Consider the following 17,624-nt stretch of genomic DNA (forward strand, 5'->3'; position numbering starts at 1 on the left):
TGTTACTAAAGGCCCCGATGGAACGAATACCTGAGGTAAGCATGTTGCGCGGCACCGAATTGCGCCTGCACGCCCTGTTCTTGCAGGGACTCGACGGCGACGCCCAGGCTTACCGCAGCTTTCTGAAGGCGACCGCGTCGCATTTGCGCGCCTTCCTGCGGCGGCGCCTGAGCCGCTGGCCGGACGAGGTCGAAGATCTGGTGCAGGAATCGTTGCTCGCGATCCATAACCAGCGCCTGAGTTACGATACCGCCGTGCCGTTGACGGCGTGGATGGTGGCGATCGCGCGTTACAAGCTGGTCGACTGGCTGCGCCGTCATGCGCGGCGCGAGGCCTTGAACGAACCCATGCCCGACGAAGACGCCTTCTTTTCCAGCGCCGACGCCGATGCCGGCGAAGCGCGCCGCGACTTGGCCAAGCTGCTGGCCACCCTGCCCGACAAGCAGCGCGAGGCGATTATTTACACCAAGCTCGACGGCTTGTCGGTGCGCGAGGCGGCCGCGGCCCTGCAGATGAGCGAAGCGGCGGTCAAGGTATCGGTCCACCGCGGTTTGAAAACCCTGGCAACCCTTTTGAAGGATGCGCTATGAACACCGATGACTTGATTGACATGCTCTCCAGCGGTCCGGATGTGCGCGTGCAGGCGGCCCCGGCGCGGATCACCCTGCTGCCGCTGGGCGCCGGCTTGCTTGCCAGCACTATCATCGTGCTGGCCGGGCTGGGCCTGCGTGCCGACCTGGCCCAGGCGGCCACCCTGGCGCCGTTCTGGACCAAGCTCGCCTTCTCGCTGGCCCTGGCCGCGGCCGGCGCCCTGGCACTCAAACGCCTGGCCACGCCGGGCGCGCGCACCGCCATGCTGCCGCTTCTGCTGAGCGCACCGGCCCTGTTGATCTGGTGCTTGAGTGCAATATTGCTGTGGCAAGCCGCGCCCGAGGTACGCGCCGGGCTGTTCTGGGGTGGCACGTGGCGCACCTGCCCGCTGCTGATCGCGCTCATTTCCCTGCCGCTGTTCGGCGCCGCGCTGCACTTCGTACGTGGCCTGGCACCCACGCGCCTGCGCCTGGCCGGGGCGGCCGCCGGGTTCGGCGCTGGCGCGGCCGCCGCCGCCGTGTACTGTCTGCATTGCCCAGAGGCAAGCACGGTCTTTGTCGGCTTTTGGTATCTGCTGGGAATGATGATCCCGGCAGCGCTCGGCGCCCTGATCGGGCCGCGCGTGCTCGCATGGTAGTTTGCATATTTCATGCCATCTAGCGCGCTTGTGCGCAACAAAACCGGTATTGATACAGATCAAAGGTTGTGCAGATTGGAGCACGTATAGTGGTTTATATCCATCCGGGCCCAAGCAAACCTTTGAGCCTAATCAAACATTGTGCAACTTTCTTTGACCGGGAGATTGACGCGCATGCAAGCCCGACTGGCCCTCCCACTCTGGATCCACGCGTTTGAACCGGTCAGTGCCGCAGTGCGCGTCAAGGTGGCGGCGGCGCTGGAACAGGCCGGGCTGCAGCCGGAAGCGCCCGGCGCCCTGCCGGCCGGCTTCGGCCTGGCCCTGATCGACGGCATCGATAGTGACGTGCTGGAGCGGGTGCGGACCCTGGCCGCCAGCGCCAGCGTGCTCGCCATCGCCGTCGGCGCGCGCGCGCCGGCCACCGCCGACATGTGGGCCTTGCTGGAGGCCGGCGCCTTCGACGTGCTCAGCTGGACTGACGCCAGCGGCGACGCCGCCCAGGTCCGGGCCCGCCTGGAGCGGCGCGACGCCCTGCAGCGCCTGGCCGACTCGCCCGCCGTGTGCAACTGCCTGGTCGGGGTCAGCCCGGCCTGGCGCGCGCTGGTGCACAGCGTGGTCGAAGTGGCCGCCTTCACCGAGTCGCCGGTGCTGATCACCGGCGAAACCGGCACCGGCAAGGACCAGATTGCGCAACTGATCCACCGCCTCGGCGGGCGCGGCGAGCTCACCGTGCTCGACTGCACCACCCTCACGCCCGAGCTGGCCGGCAGCGAACTGTTCGGCCACGAGCGCGGCGCCTTTACCGGTGCCGCCAATGCGCGCGACGGCGCCTTCGCGCTGGCCGACGGCGGCGTGCTGTTCCTCGACGAAGTGGGCGAGCTGCCCCTGCCGCTGCAGGCGCAATTGCTGCGCGTGCTGCAGGAGCACACCTATAAACGGGTCGGCAGCAATACCTGGCAGCACTCGCGCTTCCGGCTGGTGTGCGCCACCAACCGCAGCCTGGAAGAGGACGTGGCGAACGGCCGCTTCCGGGCCGACCTGTACCACCGCATCGCCGCCTGGCGCTGCCGCACCCCGCCCCTGCGCGAACGCAGCGACGATGTGCTGCCGCTGGCGCGCCACTTCCTGGCGCTGCTGGCCGGGCCCGGCGTGGCCTGCGAATTCGACGACGCCGTGCGCGAATTCCTGCTGCTGCGCCAGTACCCCGGCAACGTGCGCGAACTGCGCCAGACCGTGGCGCGCCTGTGGTACCGCCACAGCGGCCCCGGGCCAATCACCATCGGCGACCTGGCGCCCGACGAGCGGCCCGCGCGCGGCACGGCGCCGGCCTGCTGGCCCGATGTGCGTTTCGAGAGCGCGATCCGCGAGGCCATCGATCTGCGCATCGGCCTGGCGCGCATCAGCCAGGCCGCGGCGGACATCGCGATCCAGCTGGTGCTGGAACAGGAAGGCGACAATAACCAGCGCGCAGCACTGCGCCTGGGCGTGACCGACCGCGCACTGCAGATCAGGAGGAAGGCGTGGGCCGAAGCCCACTGACGCCGGACGCGCTTCAATGCCCGATCAGGCGCAACAGGTTTTGGCCCAGCACCAGCGCCTCGTCGTCCGGCGCCAGGCCCAGCATGCCGATCTTGGCCAGTTCCACGCCCGGATGCAGCCACGGTCCGTCCGAGCCGAACAGCAGCTTGTGCGCGCCGGCGCGCCGCACCGCCATCTCCAGCAAATCGAAGCGGCGCACGCCGGCGCTGTCGGCGTAGATATTGCGGTGGCGCGCCAGGTGGTCGATCAGCGCCAGCTGCGCGCTCCAGTCGTCGGCAAAGCTGCCCAGGTGCGGCAGGATGAAGTTCACGTCCGGGAACTGGCTGGCCAGCAGTTCGGCCGCCGCCACCTCGCCCGTGACGTCGTACAGCACCGGCAGGCGGAAGAAGCGCGCCGTCTCGCACACCTCGCGCGAGATGCGCGCGTCGTGCCGGTGCAGCTTGATGCCGACGAAGCCGTACTCCTCGACGGCGACGCGCACCATCGCGCGCACCCGCCCGCGGTCGCGCTGCGCATGCACGAAGGCGAAGCCGTAGAAGCGCCCCGGATCGGCCGCCACGATGCGCGCCACGCTGCGGTTGGCCTGCGCATAGTCGGAGTGAAACGCGGCCAGCAGCACGGTGCGCGCGATGCCGGCCTGGCGCGCCCGCGCCAGGTAGCGTTCGAGGCCGGCGTCGCTGTCCCATGGACCGGAAAAGCCGTCGCCCTCGCCCGCGTGGCAGTGGCAGTCGATGATCATAAGTCCAGCACGATCTGGCCGCGGCCCTGGCGCCGCCAGGTGCCGCTGTTGCCTGCGCGGGAAGGCGATGGTTGGCGCATTTGCGGCATGTGCGAGCGCAGCGCCGCATCGATGGCCTGGCGCGCGGCGCGCTGCGGATCGGCGCCCTGCCCCGCCATGCCGGCCTGCTGCGCGGCGCTGCCGGCGATGCGCACGAAGCGGCGCGCCATTTCCAGCTCGCGCTCCTCGCCATCCATGCCGGCCGTTTCCATCTCCAGCGCCTTGGCCAGGGCGCCGCCAAGCGCGCCGCCGATGGCCGTGCCCACGCCCGGAATCGGAATGAAGGAGCCGAGCGCCTTGCCCACGAACGGCAGCGCGGTCTTGGCCAGGCCCTTGAGCATGCCGCCGAGCGGCTTGGCGACCTTGCCGATCACGGAGCCGACCTTTTTCACGCCCTTCCAGATCCCCTTGAACATCTTGCCGAGGAACTGTTCGAGTTCTTCCTCGCTGGCGACCGACATCAGTTCCATCGCCAGCGCGATTTCCTCCTGTTCCCCGAAGGGGCCGGGGGCTTCGAATTCGAGCATTTCCAGTTCGCTTTCCGCCGCCTGGCGGCATTTGGCGCAACCACATCCTGACTCTTGCATGATGATCTCCTTGGGTTGATGAAGCATTGTCGAACGTTAGCGCCAGAACTCGCCGAGCAGTTCGGCCTCCAGTTCGGTGCGCTGGTTGGTCAGCACTTTGGCCGCCGGGGCGCCCTTTTTCGTGGGCGCGGCCATCTTCGCGTGCAAGTCCTTCTCCACGTCGCGGCGCTGGCCGGCCGGCATGGTGGTCTCTGCCACGAACACCTTATGCTTGGCCACGTCCAGTCCGAGCATGGTGGCGCACAGCAGATGCTGCTGGAGGCGGCGCCGCACGTTGTCGCTCTGGCCGCTGTAGGCGCGCTTCTTTCCGTCGGCGGTGAACTCGATCAGATACAGGCCCGCCACCTTGGGGCCCAGGGCGCGCACGGCGTCGCGCAGAAACCCCTTCGATTGGTAATCCGGCCGGACCGCGGCCGGCATTTTCTTGAGCGCCGGCTGGATGGTCTTGGGCTGTTCATCCTGCGGCTCGTCGTCCTGCGCATCGGGTTCATCGCCGGGCCGGGGGCGGTCCGGATACGGTTCCGGCCATGGCGCCAGCACCGGGTAGCGCCAGCCGCCCCATGACGGCCGGCGCGGCGCAGGCGCCCTGGCCGGCCAGGTGCGCCCGGACGGCGCCCTTGGCGCTCGCGCAGGCGCTCCCCGGCGTCCCCCGCGCTCCTGTTCCATTCCGAATTCCTGCTCCATCCCGAATTCCAGCATTTCAAATTCCGTATTCATACTCCCTCCTCGTGTGTCCGACTGAAGCTGCCTGCGCACGCAGGCAGGCCGCCAGCAGCGCCAGTGCGCGTTCGATGTCGCCCGGCGCATGGCGCGCCGTGACGATGAAACTGAGCGTGGCCTGCGTGCCCGCCCGCTGCAGCACCGCGTCGACCCCGGCGCGGCGCAGGCAGGCGTGCAGCGCCACGCCATCGGTGCGGCCATCGAGCGCCAGCGTCTGCACCGGAAACCCGCTGGCACGCAGCGCGATGCCGTGCCTGGCCGCGCTGGCGCGCCACTGCGCCACGCGGCACCACAGGCGCTGGCGCAGCTGGTCGCCGTGCGCGCGGTTAGTGCGCAGCGCCGCCAGCGCGGCCCGGATCGACGCCACCGACGGCGGGCTGGAATGCACGCGCGCCTGGCTCGATTGCCCGAAGCGCCGCACCAGGTCCGCGCTGGCGCACAGCACCGCCAGCGGCGCGCCGAACGCTTTTGACAGCGAACTGCCGACCACCACGTGCGGCCCCTTGATGCCGTGCCGGCGCAGCGAACCGCCACCGCCGGCGCCGAACAGGCCGATGGCCTGGGTGTCGTCCAGCACCAGCCAGCCGCCCGCCTCGCGCGCCAGCGCCGCATACGCTGCCAGCGGCGGCGCCTGGGCCGCGCCGGGCGAGTAGCCGTCGGCCAGGATCAGCGGACGCCGCCCCTGGCGCCGCGCCGCGGCGGCCAGCCGCCTTAGCGCACCCACGTCGCCATGCGCGAATACCGTCAACGGCGTGCCCTTTGCCGCCGCGCGTTCGGCTCCGGCGCGCGCAATCGGGTAGCTGGCGCCGTCGACCAGGATCGCCACCGGTGCCTGCGCCATCAGCTCGAACAGGTCGCAGAACAGGTGCAGGGTAGATGGCAGCAGGGTCGCCGCCTCGCAGCCGCACAGCAGCGCCAGCGCCGCCACCAGCTGCGCGGCGCCCGGCGGCTCGCTGCTCTCCGCCGGCCGCCCCAGGGTCAGCGCATCCCACTGTCCCAGCTCGGAGCTGGGATGGCGCAGGCCCAGGTACAGGGCGTTGGCAAAGTCGAGCATGTGCGGGGCTTGCTCAAGCCATCCGCGCTTGCTGGTCCAGGCGCTTGCGCAGCAGGATCGAGGGCAAGGTGCCTTCCGCCTTGGCGTCGCGCGCGTCGACCGTCAGGTCGACCCCGGTGGCGGCGCGGTAGGCGTGGATGTAGCCCTGGATTTGCGGACGCCAGAAGCGTGCCCAGTTGAAGGCCTGGGTCGGCTCGTAGATATCGCTCCAGGCGCCGTAGCGCACCGACAGCAGCACCTGTTCGCCGAACATGGCCAGGCTGCGGAAGTGCATCACGCTGGTGTCGGACCATCCCTGCAGCTTCTTCATGGCGTCGACCCGGTCCATCCACGGTTCCGGGTACGCGACCATGACGCGGGTCGGGAGGAACTCGCGGAACTCGGGCCGCGCCAGCATCCACTGCTGCATCAGCATTTCGATGCGCGCGGTCGATGGCAGGTCGCCGAACTGGTTGTGCGCGCCCTGCGACAGGATCAGGTGCACTTCCTTGAGGCCATTCAAGACCGGGAAGGCGTCGGCCTTGACGGTGGTGTCGTCGTCCTGGCGGTAGAAGGAGGTGCACAGGCGCAGCAGGTAGTGGAACGCTTCCAGGAATTTCGAGCGCGTGTCGGCCGGGCGGAAATGCTGGACCGCCTTGCCGTCGAGCCGCACGCCGTAATGGTGGTCGTACTCGTAATTGCGCCGTACCACGGTGAGGCGATGCTGTTCGTCCTGCGTGTACCCCCAGATCAGGTTATTCAGTGGGCGCAGGGGATCGATTTCGAGGTTCGCCAGCGGGTCGTCGCGGCCCAGCGCGCGCACGTTCTGGAAGCGCTGGGTGATCGCGTTCATGGTCTGCACCAGCATGCCCTCTTCGTGCCAGTAGGACCAGATCAGCTCCAGCAGGCAGGGACTGGCCAGCTTTTGCTGGACGATGCCGAAGCACATATCGGCCTCGCCCTCCATCCCGCGCAGGAGGTTCATCGGCACGTCGGGCAGCTTGCGCCGGATGATCGCCAGGTACGGCAGCACCTTGGTGCCGTCGACCGTCTCTTCGAGATAATCGGCGTTGAAGGTGGTCTCCAGGTCGCGCGTGGCGGGAATGTCGCGCCGGTCCAGGTAAGCCTGGTCGGCGACCGGATTGAAATGCGCCGGCTGGCTGAGCACCCCGCAGTTGACCATCACGAACGCTTCGGTGGCGACCTTCAGCACGCGGTAGGCTTCCGAATCGGTGAAGGGCAGCGCGCGGCGCTGGCGCAGCTGCTCGAACAGCTGGTTCCTGGCCTCGAAGCCGGGACCGCGGTTGGCCGGGGTGCAGAACAGCGCATCCATGAAGTTCAGGTAATTCGTAAACGACATCGCATCGGTGCTGTTGCGGATCAGGGTCCACAGCGGCAGGTCGTCGGTCGGCTCGGTCTCGGTGCGCGTCATCGACACGCCGATGCTGCCCGAGATCGGGGTCGGGGTGCGCTCGTCGGCCACGAAACCCTGGCGGATGCCGATCAGGGCCGGCGGCGCCGCATCCATGTTGACGCTGGGCGCCAGCGGAGCGGCCGCGGCGGCGGCGACGTGGCCATGGCCATCGGCCATGGCGAGGGAGCGGCGCGCGAACCCCAGCACCGCCTCGAACTGCTGCGGTCCGGCATGGTTCACCACGCGCGCGAACTCGTATGGGTCATCCGGACGCACGATCCACCCGGGCGCGGGCGTGACCCGCACGTAGGGCTTGAGGGTGCTCTGGTTATCGCTGAAGCAGATCTTCGCCACGACCCGGTCCGACACCCGCGCCACGCTGCAGGTGTTGGCGTTGCAGTCGACCGTCTCGTACCGGAGTTCGGCCCGCAGTTCGAGCGCCAGCTGGAAGCAGACCACGGCGCGGCAGCCGCCGTCGACCTGCACGCAGCGCGGCGCGGTGACCGGATAGTGTTCGTACACCACCACGTAGCTGCCTGGCGCCAGGTTGGCGACGGTGGCTTCGCCGGCGCTGCCGGTGATGGCGGTGGCCTCCAGCATGGCCGGCGACGGCGTCCAGCCGGACGCATCGAAACTGTCGACGCCGGATGGGTGGCGGTAGATGCTGACCATCCCGTTCGACACCGGCGCGCCGGTCTGGGCCTCGTGCACGGTCACTTCGAGCGACCCCGCGCGGGCTTCCTTCACATTGTTCTTGCTGCTCATGTCATTCTCCTCAGTGGAAAGTCAAAGGTGCCCGGGGAAGCGCCGGCGCTCGCGCGTCCAGCGAGGCGCACAGGAAGCTCGTGTCGAGCGTGCTGCGCAGCGCCCAGTGCGTCAGCAGTTTGGCCAGCAGGACGTTTTCGTCTTCCGGCCCGACCTGGCCATCCGCGCGCGCCTGGCCCAGCACCGCGAACACCAGCGATGGCGGCGCGCGGTACATCTGCGCGGGCGCGCCCTCCCAGCGCCGGTACAGGGCCGAGAGCGCGGCCGGCTGGCGCGCCGCCACATCGAGCACGTCGGGCAGCGACTTGCCGCGCAGCGCGGCCGGCCGGTGCCGCGTCAGCAGCGCCACGAACGCCGGCATGCCGTGCCGCAGCCGCGCCAGGAGATCGACCGTCTCCGGCGCCAGCGTCGCGGTCGGGTAGTAGTCGTGCCACACGTTGGACAGGCGCTCCCACTGCGGATGCGGATACAGGGCCTGCCCCATGGCGCAACTGAGCATCACGCGGATCCACGGAATCGGATGGGGGTCGTCGGGACTCAAGCGAAACACGAACACGCGCGGCAAGCTGACCACCCCGATCAGGCCCAGGGTCGAGACCACGCCGACCCGCGCCACCGACCAGAAATCGGCCACGATCTCGGAGATCCAGCGTTCCCACCACTGCCACACCTCGCGCCGGGCCGGGTCGCTTTGCTGCATCGCCTGCAGTTCGGGGCGCAGCGAGTTGACCAGGTCGAGCAGGGCCGCGCCCTGGTGCCCGACTTCGTGGATCAGCGACGAGGCGATGCCGCTGCCGATCATGCGTTCGCGCGGCACCCGCACCACCGCCACCGGGTTTTCGCCGCCGCCCGGCAGGCGGGTGCGCGCGCGCCGGATCGCCGCGCCCGGCCCGCGGTCGAGATAACAGACCACCGGCGGCAGGCGGTAATAGTCGCCCGGCAGGGTCAGGGCGTCGGCCGCGACCGCGTCCAGGCCTGACAGCCAGACCCCGTTTTCGTGCTCGCTGCGCTGGGTGATGACGTCGTTGAACAGGTCGAACTGGGTCAGCGTGGCATTGAACTTGAGGCGCAAGAAGGTGAAGCGGCGCTGCGCCTCGGACGCGCTGGCGGTATCGCGCGCACCGGCCAGCCAGTGCTGGAAGGCTGCGACCAGCGCCTGCAGCTCGCGCCGCCCCGTGACCAGATAGCGCTCGAGCGCCGCCTGGGCCGACGGCAGCAGCGCGGCCGCCGGTACCATCGGCTCGATCAGGGCAAAGGGGCGGACCCGCGCCAGCCTGGTTTGCAGGGAGCGCGCTTCCTGTTCGAGCAGCGACGCGGCATAGGGGCTCATGGCGGTCAGGCGCCGTAGATGACGATCTTGTTGCCCTGGCGGCTCCAGCGCCCGCTGGCGCCACGCCCGCCGCCGGCAGCCATGCCGGCGCCCGACGACATGCCCGCAGCGCCGCCGCTGCATTTCGCGCAGCCGCCGCCGCCGGCGCCCCGTCCGAGCAAGCCTGGCGCATGCTGGCGCGCCGCGGCCGTTGCCGCATTCTGGGCGATCGTGCGCGGGTCGCCCGAGCCCGGGGCCTGCGATGCCTTCTGCACCGTGTCAGCGGCCAGGCGCACGAACTGGCGCGCGCCTTCGTACTCGCGGTCTTCGCCGCTCATTTCGCCTTCCAGCCCGAGCGCGCCGCCGGCCGCCGAGGCCAGGCCGCTGCCGATCTTGACGCCCAGCGGGCCGCCGAAGTAGCCGCCGATGGCGCCACCGGCCAGCGGCAGCGCCTTTTTGGCCACGCCTTTGAGCACGCCGCCGACGGCCTGCCCGACCGGCGAGCGGATCACGCGGCCGGCGGTGGCGCCGACCTTGCGAATGAAGTCGCCGAGAAACTGGTCGAGCTCCGCTTCGCTGTTCACGTTCAGCAGTTCCTGCGCGTATTCGGCTTCCTGCTGTTCGTTCAGGCCCGATTCGCCGCTCCACTCTCCCTCGCCGAACTCGAACTGTTCGCCTTCGTAGCTGGAGGTTTCCTGGCCATATTCCATTGTCGTGCGGTCGATGTCATGCATGATGCGCTCCCAAAGAAGAGTGAAACAACAAAATGCCCGGATGGACCATCCGTCCGGATCAGCAATCGTGAAGAACCAGCCGGCCTGCCTGGCGGGTCCAGCGTCCCTGTTGTGCCGGCTGCGCATGCACATGCGGCAGCAGGCCCGGGGCAATTTGGCGCGCGGCGGCCTGCACGGCGGCGCGCGCGGACTGCGGCGACGCGCTGCGTGCATTGCCGGCGTGGCGCGCGGCTTCGTCGGCCAGGCGCACCAGCTGGCGCGCCAGGACGAATTCCTTGTCCTCGGGGCTCAAGCCTTCGAGTTCGAGCCCGAACATGCGCGCACCGAGGTTGACGCTCACGGTCTTGGCCCTGGCGCCATGCGGCAGGCGGCGCTGCGGCGTGAGGATCGGCTGCACGGCGCGCAGCAGTTCCGCCACCAGCAATGGGCCCATTGGCGAGCGCGCCACGCGGGCACCGAGCACACCGGCGCCGGCGATGGCGCGGCGCAGCACGCGTTGCAGGTCGGCCGGCTGGTCCGCTTCGAGCAGTTCGGCGGCCAGTGCCAGGTCGGCGCTTTCGTCGGAAAGAGGACCGGCCTCGAATTCCTGCGCCTCGGCGCGCGGCGCGGCGTTGGTGAAGATGTCGAAGACCGGACTGTATTCAAGCAGGCGACGGTTCACGGGCAGCCCCTCTGGTTAGTGGTGGATGCGCGTGGATGAAAGGGTGATGCTGCTGCGCGTCCTGATCCATCTATTGCAAGGGCTGTGCCAGCGCGCACACCGGGCAAACGGTCAGCCTGGCGGGGGCGGCGGCGAAACGCGTTTCGTGCAGGCCGTCGTGCGGGGCCGGCACGGCGAAAAGCGTTTCGCAAGCGCCGCATCCCCTTCCCTTCGGAGGGCATGCCGGACTATTTTTCGTGGAACCGGTATAGTGATATCAATAGCGCAACAGGCGGTTTGTGCTTGCGCGCCCCGGTTTGACGTCCACGAAGGAGAAACGATGCAAGTCCGTAATGATGTTCTGTTTCACGCCCTGCACGCCGATGGCCTGCTGATGCTGTCCAATTGCGGGGACGCCGGCAGCGCGCGCATTGCCGCGGCGGCAGGCTCGAAGGCGCTGGCCACGAGCAGCGCCGCCGTCGCCTGGTCGCACGGGTTCGCCGACGGCAGCACACTGCCGCGCGAACTGCTGATGGCGTCCGTCAAGGCGATTCTGCGGGTCAGTTCGCTGCCGCTGACGGTCGATGCGGAGGATGGCTACAGCGCCGATCCGGCCGAGGCGGCCGCGCTGGTGGGCGAGCTGATCGATGCGGGCGTGGTCGGCATCAATATCGAAGATGGCGGCGGCACGCCGGCGCTGCTGGCCGAAAAGATCAGGGCAATCCGGGCAGTTGCCGACGCGCGCGGCGTGAACCTGTTCATCAATGCGCGCACCGATGTCTATTTGCATGGCGTGGATGCGAACCTGCGCGTGCAGGAAGTCCTTGCCCGCACCGCCCTGTACGAAGCGGCCGGCGCCAGCGGCCTGTTCGTGCCCGGCATCACTGCCGAGGAGGATATCGCGGCCGTGGTCAAGGCAACGCCGCTGCCGCTCAATGTGATGGTGCGCGATGGCGTGCCGGCGCCGGCACGCCTGGCGCAACTGGGCGCGCGCCGCCTCAGTGCCGGCTCGGCCATCTCCGAGGCGATGTTCGGCTGCGTCGATACCCTGACCCGCCAATTTCTCGACAGCGGCAAGGTCGCTGCCGCGCCGTATGCGCCGATGGGCTATTCAGCGCTGAACCGGCTGATGGGCCAATAGCGACGCCAGGCGTGTGACAGGGGTGTGCTACGCCCCCCTCCGGCGCAGGCTCTCGTTCAAACCAGGCTATCTACGTGAGAACGGCAAGTGGAAGTTGAATTTTGTGCGCCGGTCGTTGGAAGTGCAAAGCAAGTCGTAGCAGGCTGTCACCGAGTTCGATACGGTCCAATGATAGATATATCCATCTTTGGTCCTTCTTTCCCAGTCTGCGGCAATGGCTTTTGCTTGAGCCAACATCACGCTGTCGGAATTGTCCGGAGTGGCACCGCAATTGTATGTCTCATTCATTGTTCCCTCTTGGTGCCACCAATCATGTTTCTTCTTGAGTCTTGTCTGAGCCTCAGCCGTGGTTATCATTGCCATACTTACCTCTCCTGAATAGTCATGCCACTCAACGTTATTGCAATCCTTCCCGATGCATGGATTGCGCCATTGCTCCAGTAAAAATTTGGCGCGCGCAGCTGCACTGGATTGCGATACCGAGAGCCGTACGGCAAGTCATTTTCTTTGCTGCTGAGTTGACGATAGTTGAAGATGGGGAAGCCGCAAAAAACAATTAGAACAATTTGCATGCGCAGCTATAGGAGGTTGCTCAGGAAAATATAACGGTTGCAGAAGCCTGAAAAGTCGGGCAAGTTAACGCTCTACATGCTCCGCAAGTGATTCCCCCTGGGGCCACATGTCCATGGCGCCAATCTGTGACACTGCCTGAAAGATCGCGATATGCAGATCAAGATGTCGAGTCAAAGGAAAGACGATCAGCCGCTGACGGCGGCACCTGTACAGGCGGTCCAATTGGCGCCAGGCGACAAGGTGTTTACGGACGCGCGGCCTGTCGCGGATGTGCAGCGCAAGCGCATGGAGATGATGCACAACAGCCCTCGCCTGACGCCGCAGCGCGCCTTATTGCAACGCATTAACAGCCCGGGCATCGCCGCGCGGGGTCCAGGGCATGCCGGGTTAGCTGGCGATGCGGTGCAGCGTGCCGGGAATGAGGATCTGCTTCAAGGCAAGACCGGGACTGAAGCGCCGGCGCGGCTGGCGCATCCGCGTGACCTCGATCCGAACCGTACCGGTCTGCCGGATCACCTCAAGTCCGGTATTGAATCCCTTTCCGGCATCAGCATGGATCATGTCAAGGTACATTACAACTCGCAGGCGCCGGCGCGGCTGAATGCGCACGCCTATGCTCAGGGTAGCGATATTCACCTGGCGCCTGGGCAAGAACAGCATTTGCCGCATGAGGCCTGGCATGTGGTGCAGCAGGCGCAGGGGCGGGTGAAGCCGACGATGCAGATGAAGGGCGCGATGGTCAACGATGATGTGGGGCTGGAGCGGGAAGCCGATGTGATGGGGGCAAGAGCACTGGGGGCCGGGTCCATGGGCAGGCTCAACGATGAGACTGCCGAAACGTCGGAACCGGCTCGGGCACTGGCATCGCAATGCAAGGCGACAGACCGTGCGCCGCTGTTGTCGACAAGCCGCATGGCGGGAAGTCAGCCGATGCAACTCGCCCCCTATCTCAAAAGCATCCAGAATCCTTTGGACATGGGCAATGAAGTCCTGCGCCTGACGCATGCGTCGCCATTGGACAACAATACATTCGGAGGCGATGTCGACCTCGGCTGGGCTACACGCCCGATTGACCTGAACCGGTGGCTGGCCGGCGGCGCGGGTAACAGTACGACGCACTACAACCCCGGCCAGAACCAGTACTATTCGCCGGTCGGCTATATCGTCGAGGTGTCGCAAGACCGGGTATTGGGAAACTACGCCGGCGACGGCAGTACTTCCACGCTCCACTCGGACAATGTGCGCTATTGGCAGGCCGTTGAGGCGATCCGGATAGCGCTGAGGAGCCACAACGACGTCAATGGCGCCATCGATACCAATGGCTATACCGCCGGTTTCGCAGCTGCGGTGACGGACAAGGCGACAGCGATCGTCATGACTGGACAGATCGAGCAATTCCTTGCTAACGCCGCGGTCGACGCCGATGCGAAAGTCGAGGCGAAAAACATCATCAAAGCCCAAGCCAGAACCGCATTGATCGCACACTACTCGAACACCGGAAATTCTCGGCTCGGAGCAGGTGGTCCGGGCCTCCTGGCCGGACTGGAACCCCACCTGCGGGGCTTGGGTCCAGGCGCGGCATATCATAACGCCGCCCAGGGCCGCGACAATAAATATACGGAATCGCAGGTACATGCCGAACTGGCGCATGTGGTCGGCGTTTTCTATGGGGCGGAGCTGGGGCAGTATCCCGACTTGATCAATGCTGCCTGGCGCATGGGCGATCCGGGATGGCTGAATAACAGACGCGCCGCGGCCGAGCAATTCAAGCAACAATTTGCCGCCGCGGGCAATACCAACGTCGCCATCATGATGCTCTCTGGCGGCAATCTGTCGCATGCGCCGCTATCCTGGAGCACGCGCTTGACGCGCGGATTCTTCCGCTGGGCCTTACCAGCGGTTGGAGTTGCAATGCTTGCCTATGCCTCCCTGCCCTATTTGCAGCAATTGTTCGATCAATATAATGCGGCTCAGCCGGGTGGTGCGGAATAAGAGGCAGGCGTTCGAACACGCCTGGCCGGACACCCTGGCGTTGTGCGCCCGGCCGCTCAGCTAGAACGCCGACTTGCCGAAACGCGCCACGCCCTGGTTCACGCCGGGCGGGTCCAGGGTTTCCAGCTTGAGCGGCAGCGGCGCGCCGATCCAGTGCGCCAGGGTGGTGTGGTCGGCCACGTCGTCGTCGGTCAGCGGGTGCACCAGGGCGCGCAGGCCGGATGCTTCGAGCAGCGCAATGACCGCCGGCAGCATGGCGGCGCTGTAGTGGATCTCGTATTCGGGCAGCGGGTGCGGGCCGACCGCGTGGTCGCCGAGTTCGCCGACAAAAAACAGTTCGGCGATGGCGCCGGACTGTTTGGCGTCGAGCAGACGCTGGCGCAAGGCCAGTGCCTGCGGGCGGGTGGCGTCGTCGTAGTAAATGTGGGCGTGGTACGGGGCGCTGAGGTCATCCATGTGCTTTATCCTTTTTTAAGTGGCAGCGTGAAAAAAACCGCCAGGGCTTGCGCGCTGGCGGTTTTTCACAGGCGTGAGCCAGTAACGATTACTGAGGAGCCGCTTCCGCGCCTTCTGCAGCTTTCATCGACAGCTTGAGGCGGCCGCGGTCGTCGGTCTCGAGGACCTTGACGCGCACTTGCTGGCCTTCTTTCAGGTAGTCGGCAACCGCGTTCACACGCTCGTTGGCGATCTGCGAGATGTGCAGCAGGCCGTCCTTGCCTGGCATGACCTGGACGATCGCGCCGAAGTCCAGCAGCTTGAGCACGACGCCGTCGTAGGTCTTGCCCACTTCGACCGACGCGGTCAGTTCTTCGATGCGGCGCTTGGCTTCCTGGCCGGCGGCAGCGTCGACCGACGCGATGGTGACGATACCTTCGTCGCTGATGTCGATCTGGGTGCCGGTTTCTTCGGTCAGCGCGCGAATGACTGCGCCGCCCTTGCCGATGACGTCACGGATTTTTTCAGGGTTGATCTTGATGGTGATCAGGCGCGGTGCGAAATCCGACAGTTCGGTCTTCACGTGCGGCATGGCCTTCTGCATTTCGCCGAGGATGTGCTGGCGGCCTTCCTTGGCTTGCGCCAGTGCCACTTGCATGATTTCCTTGGTGATGCCCATGATCTTGATGTCCATCTGCAGCGCGGTAATGCCATTGGCGGTACCGGCTACCTTGAAGTCCATGTCGCCCAGGTGATCTTCGTCGCCCAGAATGTCGGACAGGACGGCGAACTTGCCGCCTTCCTTGATCAGGCCCATGGCGATACCGGCCACGTGCGCTTTCATCGGCACGCCGGCATCCATCAGCGCCAGGCAGCCGCCGCAGACGGAAGCCATCGACGAGGAACCGTTCGATTCGGTGATTTCCGATACCAGGCGCACCGAGTAGCTGAAGTCTTCAGGGTTGGGCAAGGCGGCGATCAGCGCGCGCTTGGCCAGGCGGCCGTGGCCGATTTCGCGACGCTTCGGGGTACCGACACGGCCGGTTTCGCCGGTGGCGAACGGAGGCATGTTGTAGTGCATCATGAAGTCGTCGGTGTACTCGCCCATCAGCGCATCGATCTTCTGGCTGTCGCGCGCGGTGCCGAGGGTGGCCACGACCAGCGCTTGCGTTTCGCCGCGGGTGAACAGGGCCGAACCGTGGGTGCGCGGCAGGATGCTGGTGCGGATCGCGATCGGACGCACGGTGCGGGTGTCGCGGCCGTCGATGCGTGGCTCGCCGTTGAGGATCTGCGAACGCACGACTTTGGCTTCGATGTCGAACAGGACGTTGCCGACGTCGACATTGTCCGGCTGGGCGATGCCGGTGGCGGCAGCGTCAGCGGCCAGGGCGGCGTAGACTTCCTGGAACGAGGCTTTCAGCTTGGCGGTACGGGCAACCTTGTCCTTGATCTGGTAGGTTTCGTTGATGTTCGTTTCAGCCAGTTCCTTGACGCGGGCGATCAGCGCTTCGTTCTTGGCCGGAGCGGTCCATTCGACTTCCGGCTTGCCGCCGTCGCGCACCAGTTCGTGGATCGCATCGATCACGACTTTCATCTGGTCGTGGCCGTAGACGACGGCGCCGAGCATGATTTCTTCGGACAATTGCTTGGCTTCGGATTCGACCATCAGCACGGCCGTTTCGGTACCGGCAACGACCAGGTCCATCTCGGATGTTTTCAGTTGTGTCGTGGTCGGGTTCAGGATGAACTGGCCGTTGGCGTAGCCGACGCGCGCGGCGCCGATCGGGCCGCTGAACGGGATGCCGGAGACGCACAGGGCAGCCGAAGCGCCGATCATGGCGGCGATGTCCGGATCGATCTCAGGATTGACCGACAGCACGTGGATGATGATCTGAACTTCGTTCAGGTAGCCTTCTGGGAACAGCGGGCGGATCGGACGGTCGATCAGGCGGCTGGTCAGGGTTTCTTTCTCGGAAGGACGGCCTTCGCGCTTGAAGAAACCGCCTGGGATTTTACCGGCAGCGTACGTTTTCTCGACGTAGTCGACCGTCAGCGGGAAGAAATCCTGGCCTGGCTTGGCGTCTTTGCGCGCAACCACGGTCGCCAGAACGACGGTGTCTTCGATCGACACCATGACGGCGCCGGAGGCTTGACGGGCGATTTCGCCAGTTTCCAGGGTAACTTGATGTTGGCCGTACTGGAAGGTTTTCGTAACTTTATTAAACATGGGTAATCCCTTTCTATTTGCCGACAGATTTTCAGGCGCTGTCGTTCACCTCACCACAGGCAACATTGCTTGCTGCCTTTGCTACTTTTTCGGGACTAAAAATGCAAAATGCCCGCGACAGCAAGCTGCGCAGGCATTTCTTGATAAACTTGAATCCGCAAAAATTACTTGCGCAGGCCGAGTTTAGCGATCAGATCGCGATAACGGGTTGCGTCTTTGCTTTTCAGGTAGGACAGCAGGCTCTTACGACGGTTGACCATCATGATCAGACCACGGCGGGAGTGGTGATCTTTAGCGTGAGCTTTGAAGTGGCCGTTCAGTTCGTTGATGCGTGCGGTCAGCAGAGCGACCTGAACTTCAGGGGAGCCGGTGTCGTTTTGCGCACGGGCGTTGTCCGCGATGATCGCGGCTTTGTTGATGTTTTCTACGGTCATGATGATACCTTTCACATGCGGTGCACGAGTCGCAACCCGACACACCGTGAACTTCGATTGATGAACCGGCCAAAA

The 17,624-nt window shown here is 66.1% G+C and carries 16 protein-coding genes; 5 read left to right on the plus strand and 11 right to left on the minus strand.

Translation table 11 applies throughout. The features are described 5' to 3' along the window. The first annotated feature begins 41 nt into the window (after window positions 1-41). From RBA41_RS13415 to RBA41_RS13425, 3 genes are all read left to right on the plus strand, one after another. Window positions 42-590 (plus strand): sigma-70 family RNA polymerase sigma factor, encoded by a 549-nt coding sequence (locus RBA41_RS13415; protein ID WP_306624450.1) that lies wholly within the window; start codon window positions 42-44, stop codon window positions 588-590. After that, window positions 587-1,228 carry an NrsF family protein gene (locus RBA41_RS13420; RefSeq protein WP_306624452.1) on the plus strand — a complete coding sequence of 214 codons (642 nt, stop codon included), beginning with the start codon at window positions 587-589 and terminating at the stop codon, window positions 1,226-1,228. The genes RBA41_RS13415 and RBA41_RS13420 overlap by 4 nt, the downstream gene beginning before the upstream one ends. Window positions 1,229-1,402: 174 nt before the next feature. Further along, a complete protein-coding gene (locus tag RBA41_RS13425) occupies window positions 1,403-2,767 on the plus strand; it encodes a sigma-54-dependent transcriptional regulator (protein WP_306624454.1) in 1,365 nt (454 codons plus the stop codon). Between the two features lie 13 nt (window positions 2,768-2,780). Here RBA41_RS13425 and RBA41_RS13430 read toward each other — a convergent pair whose 3' ends face one another. The 8 genes from RBA41_RS13430 to RBA41_RS13465 are packed head-to-tail and all read right to left on the minus strand — an operon-like array spanning window position 2,781 to window position 10,768. Next, entirely contained in the window at window positions 2,781-3,506 is a 726-nt protein-coding gene (locus RBA41_RS13430) for an amidohydrolase family protein (RefSeq protein WP_099876522.1), read from the minus strand. Beyond that, on the minus strand, window positions 3,503-4,132 hold the full coding sequence (locus tag RBA41_RS13435) for a hypothetical protein (protein ID WP_306624455.1): 630 nt from the start codon (window positions 4,130-4,132) through the stop codon (window positions 3,503-3,505). Before RBA41_RS13435 ends, RBA41_RS13430 begins: the two co-directional genes overlap by 4 nt. A 36-nt stretch (window positions 4,133-4,168) precedes the next feature. Further along, complete coding sequence (locus RBA41_RS13440; protein ID WP_306624456.1) at window positions 4,169-4,849, minus strand: GIY-YIG nuclease family protein; 681 nt, start codon at window positions 4,847-4,849, stop codon at window positions 4,169-4,171. Continuing rightward, entirely contained in the window at window positions 4,833-5,906 is a 1,074-nt protein-coding gene (locus RBA41_RS13445; RefSeq protein ID WP_306624458.1) for an aminotransferase class I/II-fold pyridoxal phosphate-dependent enzyme, read from the minus strand. The genes RBA41_RS13440 and RBA41_RS13445 overlap by 17 nt, the downstream gene beginning before the upstream one ends. 13 nt (window positions 5,907-5,919) lie before the next feature. Then, window positions 5,920-8,064 carry an MSCRAMM family protein gene (locus RBA41_RS13450; protein ID WP_306624460.1) on the minus strand — a complete coding sequence of 715 codons (2,145 nt, stop codon included), beginning with the start codon at window positions 8,062-8,064 and terminating at the stop codon, window positions 5,920-5,922. Between the two features lie 10 nt (window positions 8,065-8,074). Continuing rightward, a complete protein-coding gene (locus RBA41_RS13455; protein WP_306624462.1) occupies window positions 8,075-9,394 on the minus strand; it encodes a hypothetical protein in 1,320 nt (439 codons plus the stop codon). A gap of 5 nt (window positions 9,395-9,399) precedes the next feature. Next, window positions 9,400-10,107 carry a hypothetical protein gene (locus RBA41_RS13460; protein ID WP_306624463.1) on the minus strand — a complete coding sequence of 236 codons (708 nt, stop codon included), beginning with the start codon at window positions 10,105-10,107 and terminating at the stop codon, window positions 9,400-9,402. A gap of 58 nt (window positions 10,108-10,165) precedes the next feature. Further along, window positions 10,166-10,768, minus strand: a complete 603-nt coding sequence (locus RBA41_RS13465; RefSeq protein WP_306624464.1) for a hypothetical protein — start codon at window positions 10,766-10,768, stop codon at window positions 10,166-10,168. A 319-nt stretch (window positions 10,769-11,087) separates the two neighbouring features. Here RBA41_RS13465 and RBA41_RS13470 point away from each other — a divergent pair, with 319 nt between their 5' ends. Further along, window positions 11,088-11,888 (plus strand): isocitrate lyase/PEP mutase family protein, encoded by an 801-nt coding sequence (locus tag RBA41_RS13470; RefSeq protein WP_306624466.1) that lies wholly within the window; start codon window positions 11,088-11,090, stop codon window positions 11,886-11,888. Window positions 11,889-12,611: 723 nt separating this feature from the next. Then, window positions 12,612-14,453 (plus strand): eCIS core domain-containing protein, encoded by a 1,842-nt coding sequence (locus RBA41_RS13475; protein ID WP_306624467.1) that lies wholly within the window; start codon window positions 12,612-12,614, stop codon window positions 14,451-14,453. Window positions 14,454-14,513: 60 nt separating this feature from the next. On the opposite strand, the gene RBA41_RS13480 is transcribed toward RBA41_RS13475, so the two are convergent. The 3 genes from RBA41_RS13480 to rpsO form a co-directional block, all read right to left on the minus strand. Next, complete coding sequence (locus tag RBA41_RS13480; protein WP_306624469.1) at window positions 14,514-14,909, minus strand: DOPA 4,5-dioxygenase family protein; 396 nt, start codon at window positions 14,907-14,909, stop codon at window positions 14,514-14,516. Between the two features lie 88 nt (window positions 14,910-14,997). Continuing rightward, the gene (pnp, locus tag RBA41_RS13485; RefSeq protein ID WP_166876583.1) at window positions 14,998-17,115 is read right to left on the minus strand and encodes a polyribonucleotide nucleotidyltransferase; all 2,118 of its coding nucleotides are present in this window, start codon (window positions 17,113-17,115) and stop codon (window positions 14,998-15,000) included. 164 nt (window positions 17,116-17,279) lie between these two features. Continuing rightward, window positions 17,280-17,549, minus strand: coding sequence for a 30S ribosomal protein S15 (gene rpsO, locus RBA41_RS13490; protein ID WP_054263682.1), 270 nt, complete (start codon window positions 17,547-17,549; stop codon window positions 17,280-17,282). Window positions 17,550-17,624 lie beyond the last annotated feature (75 nt).

The sequence above is a fragment of the Massilia scottii genome (assembly GCF_030846495.1).
Lineage (GTDB): Bacteria > Pseudomonadota > Gammaproteobacteria > Burkholderiales > Burkholderiaceae_D > Telluria_A > Telluria_A violaceinigra.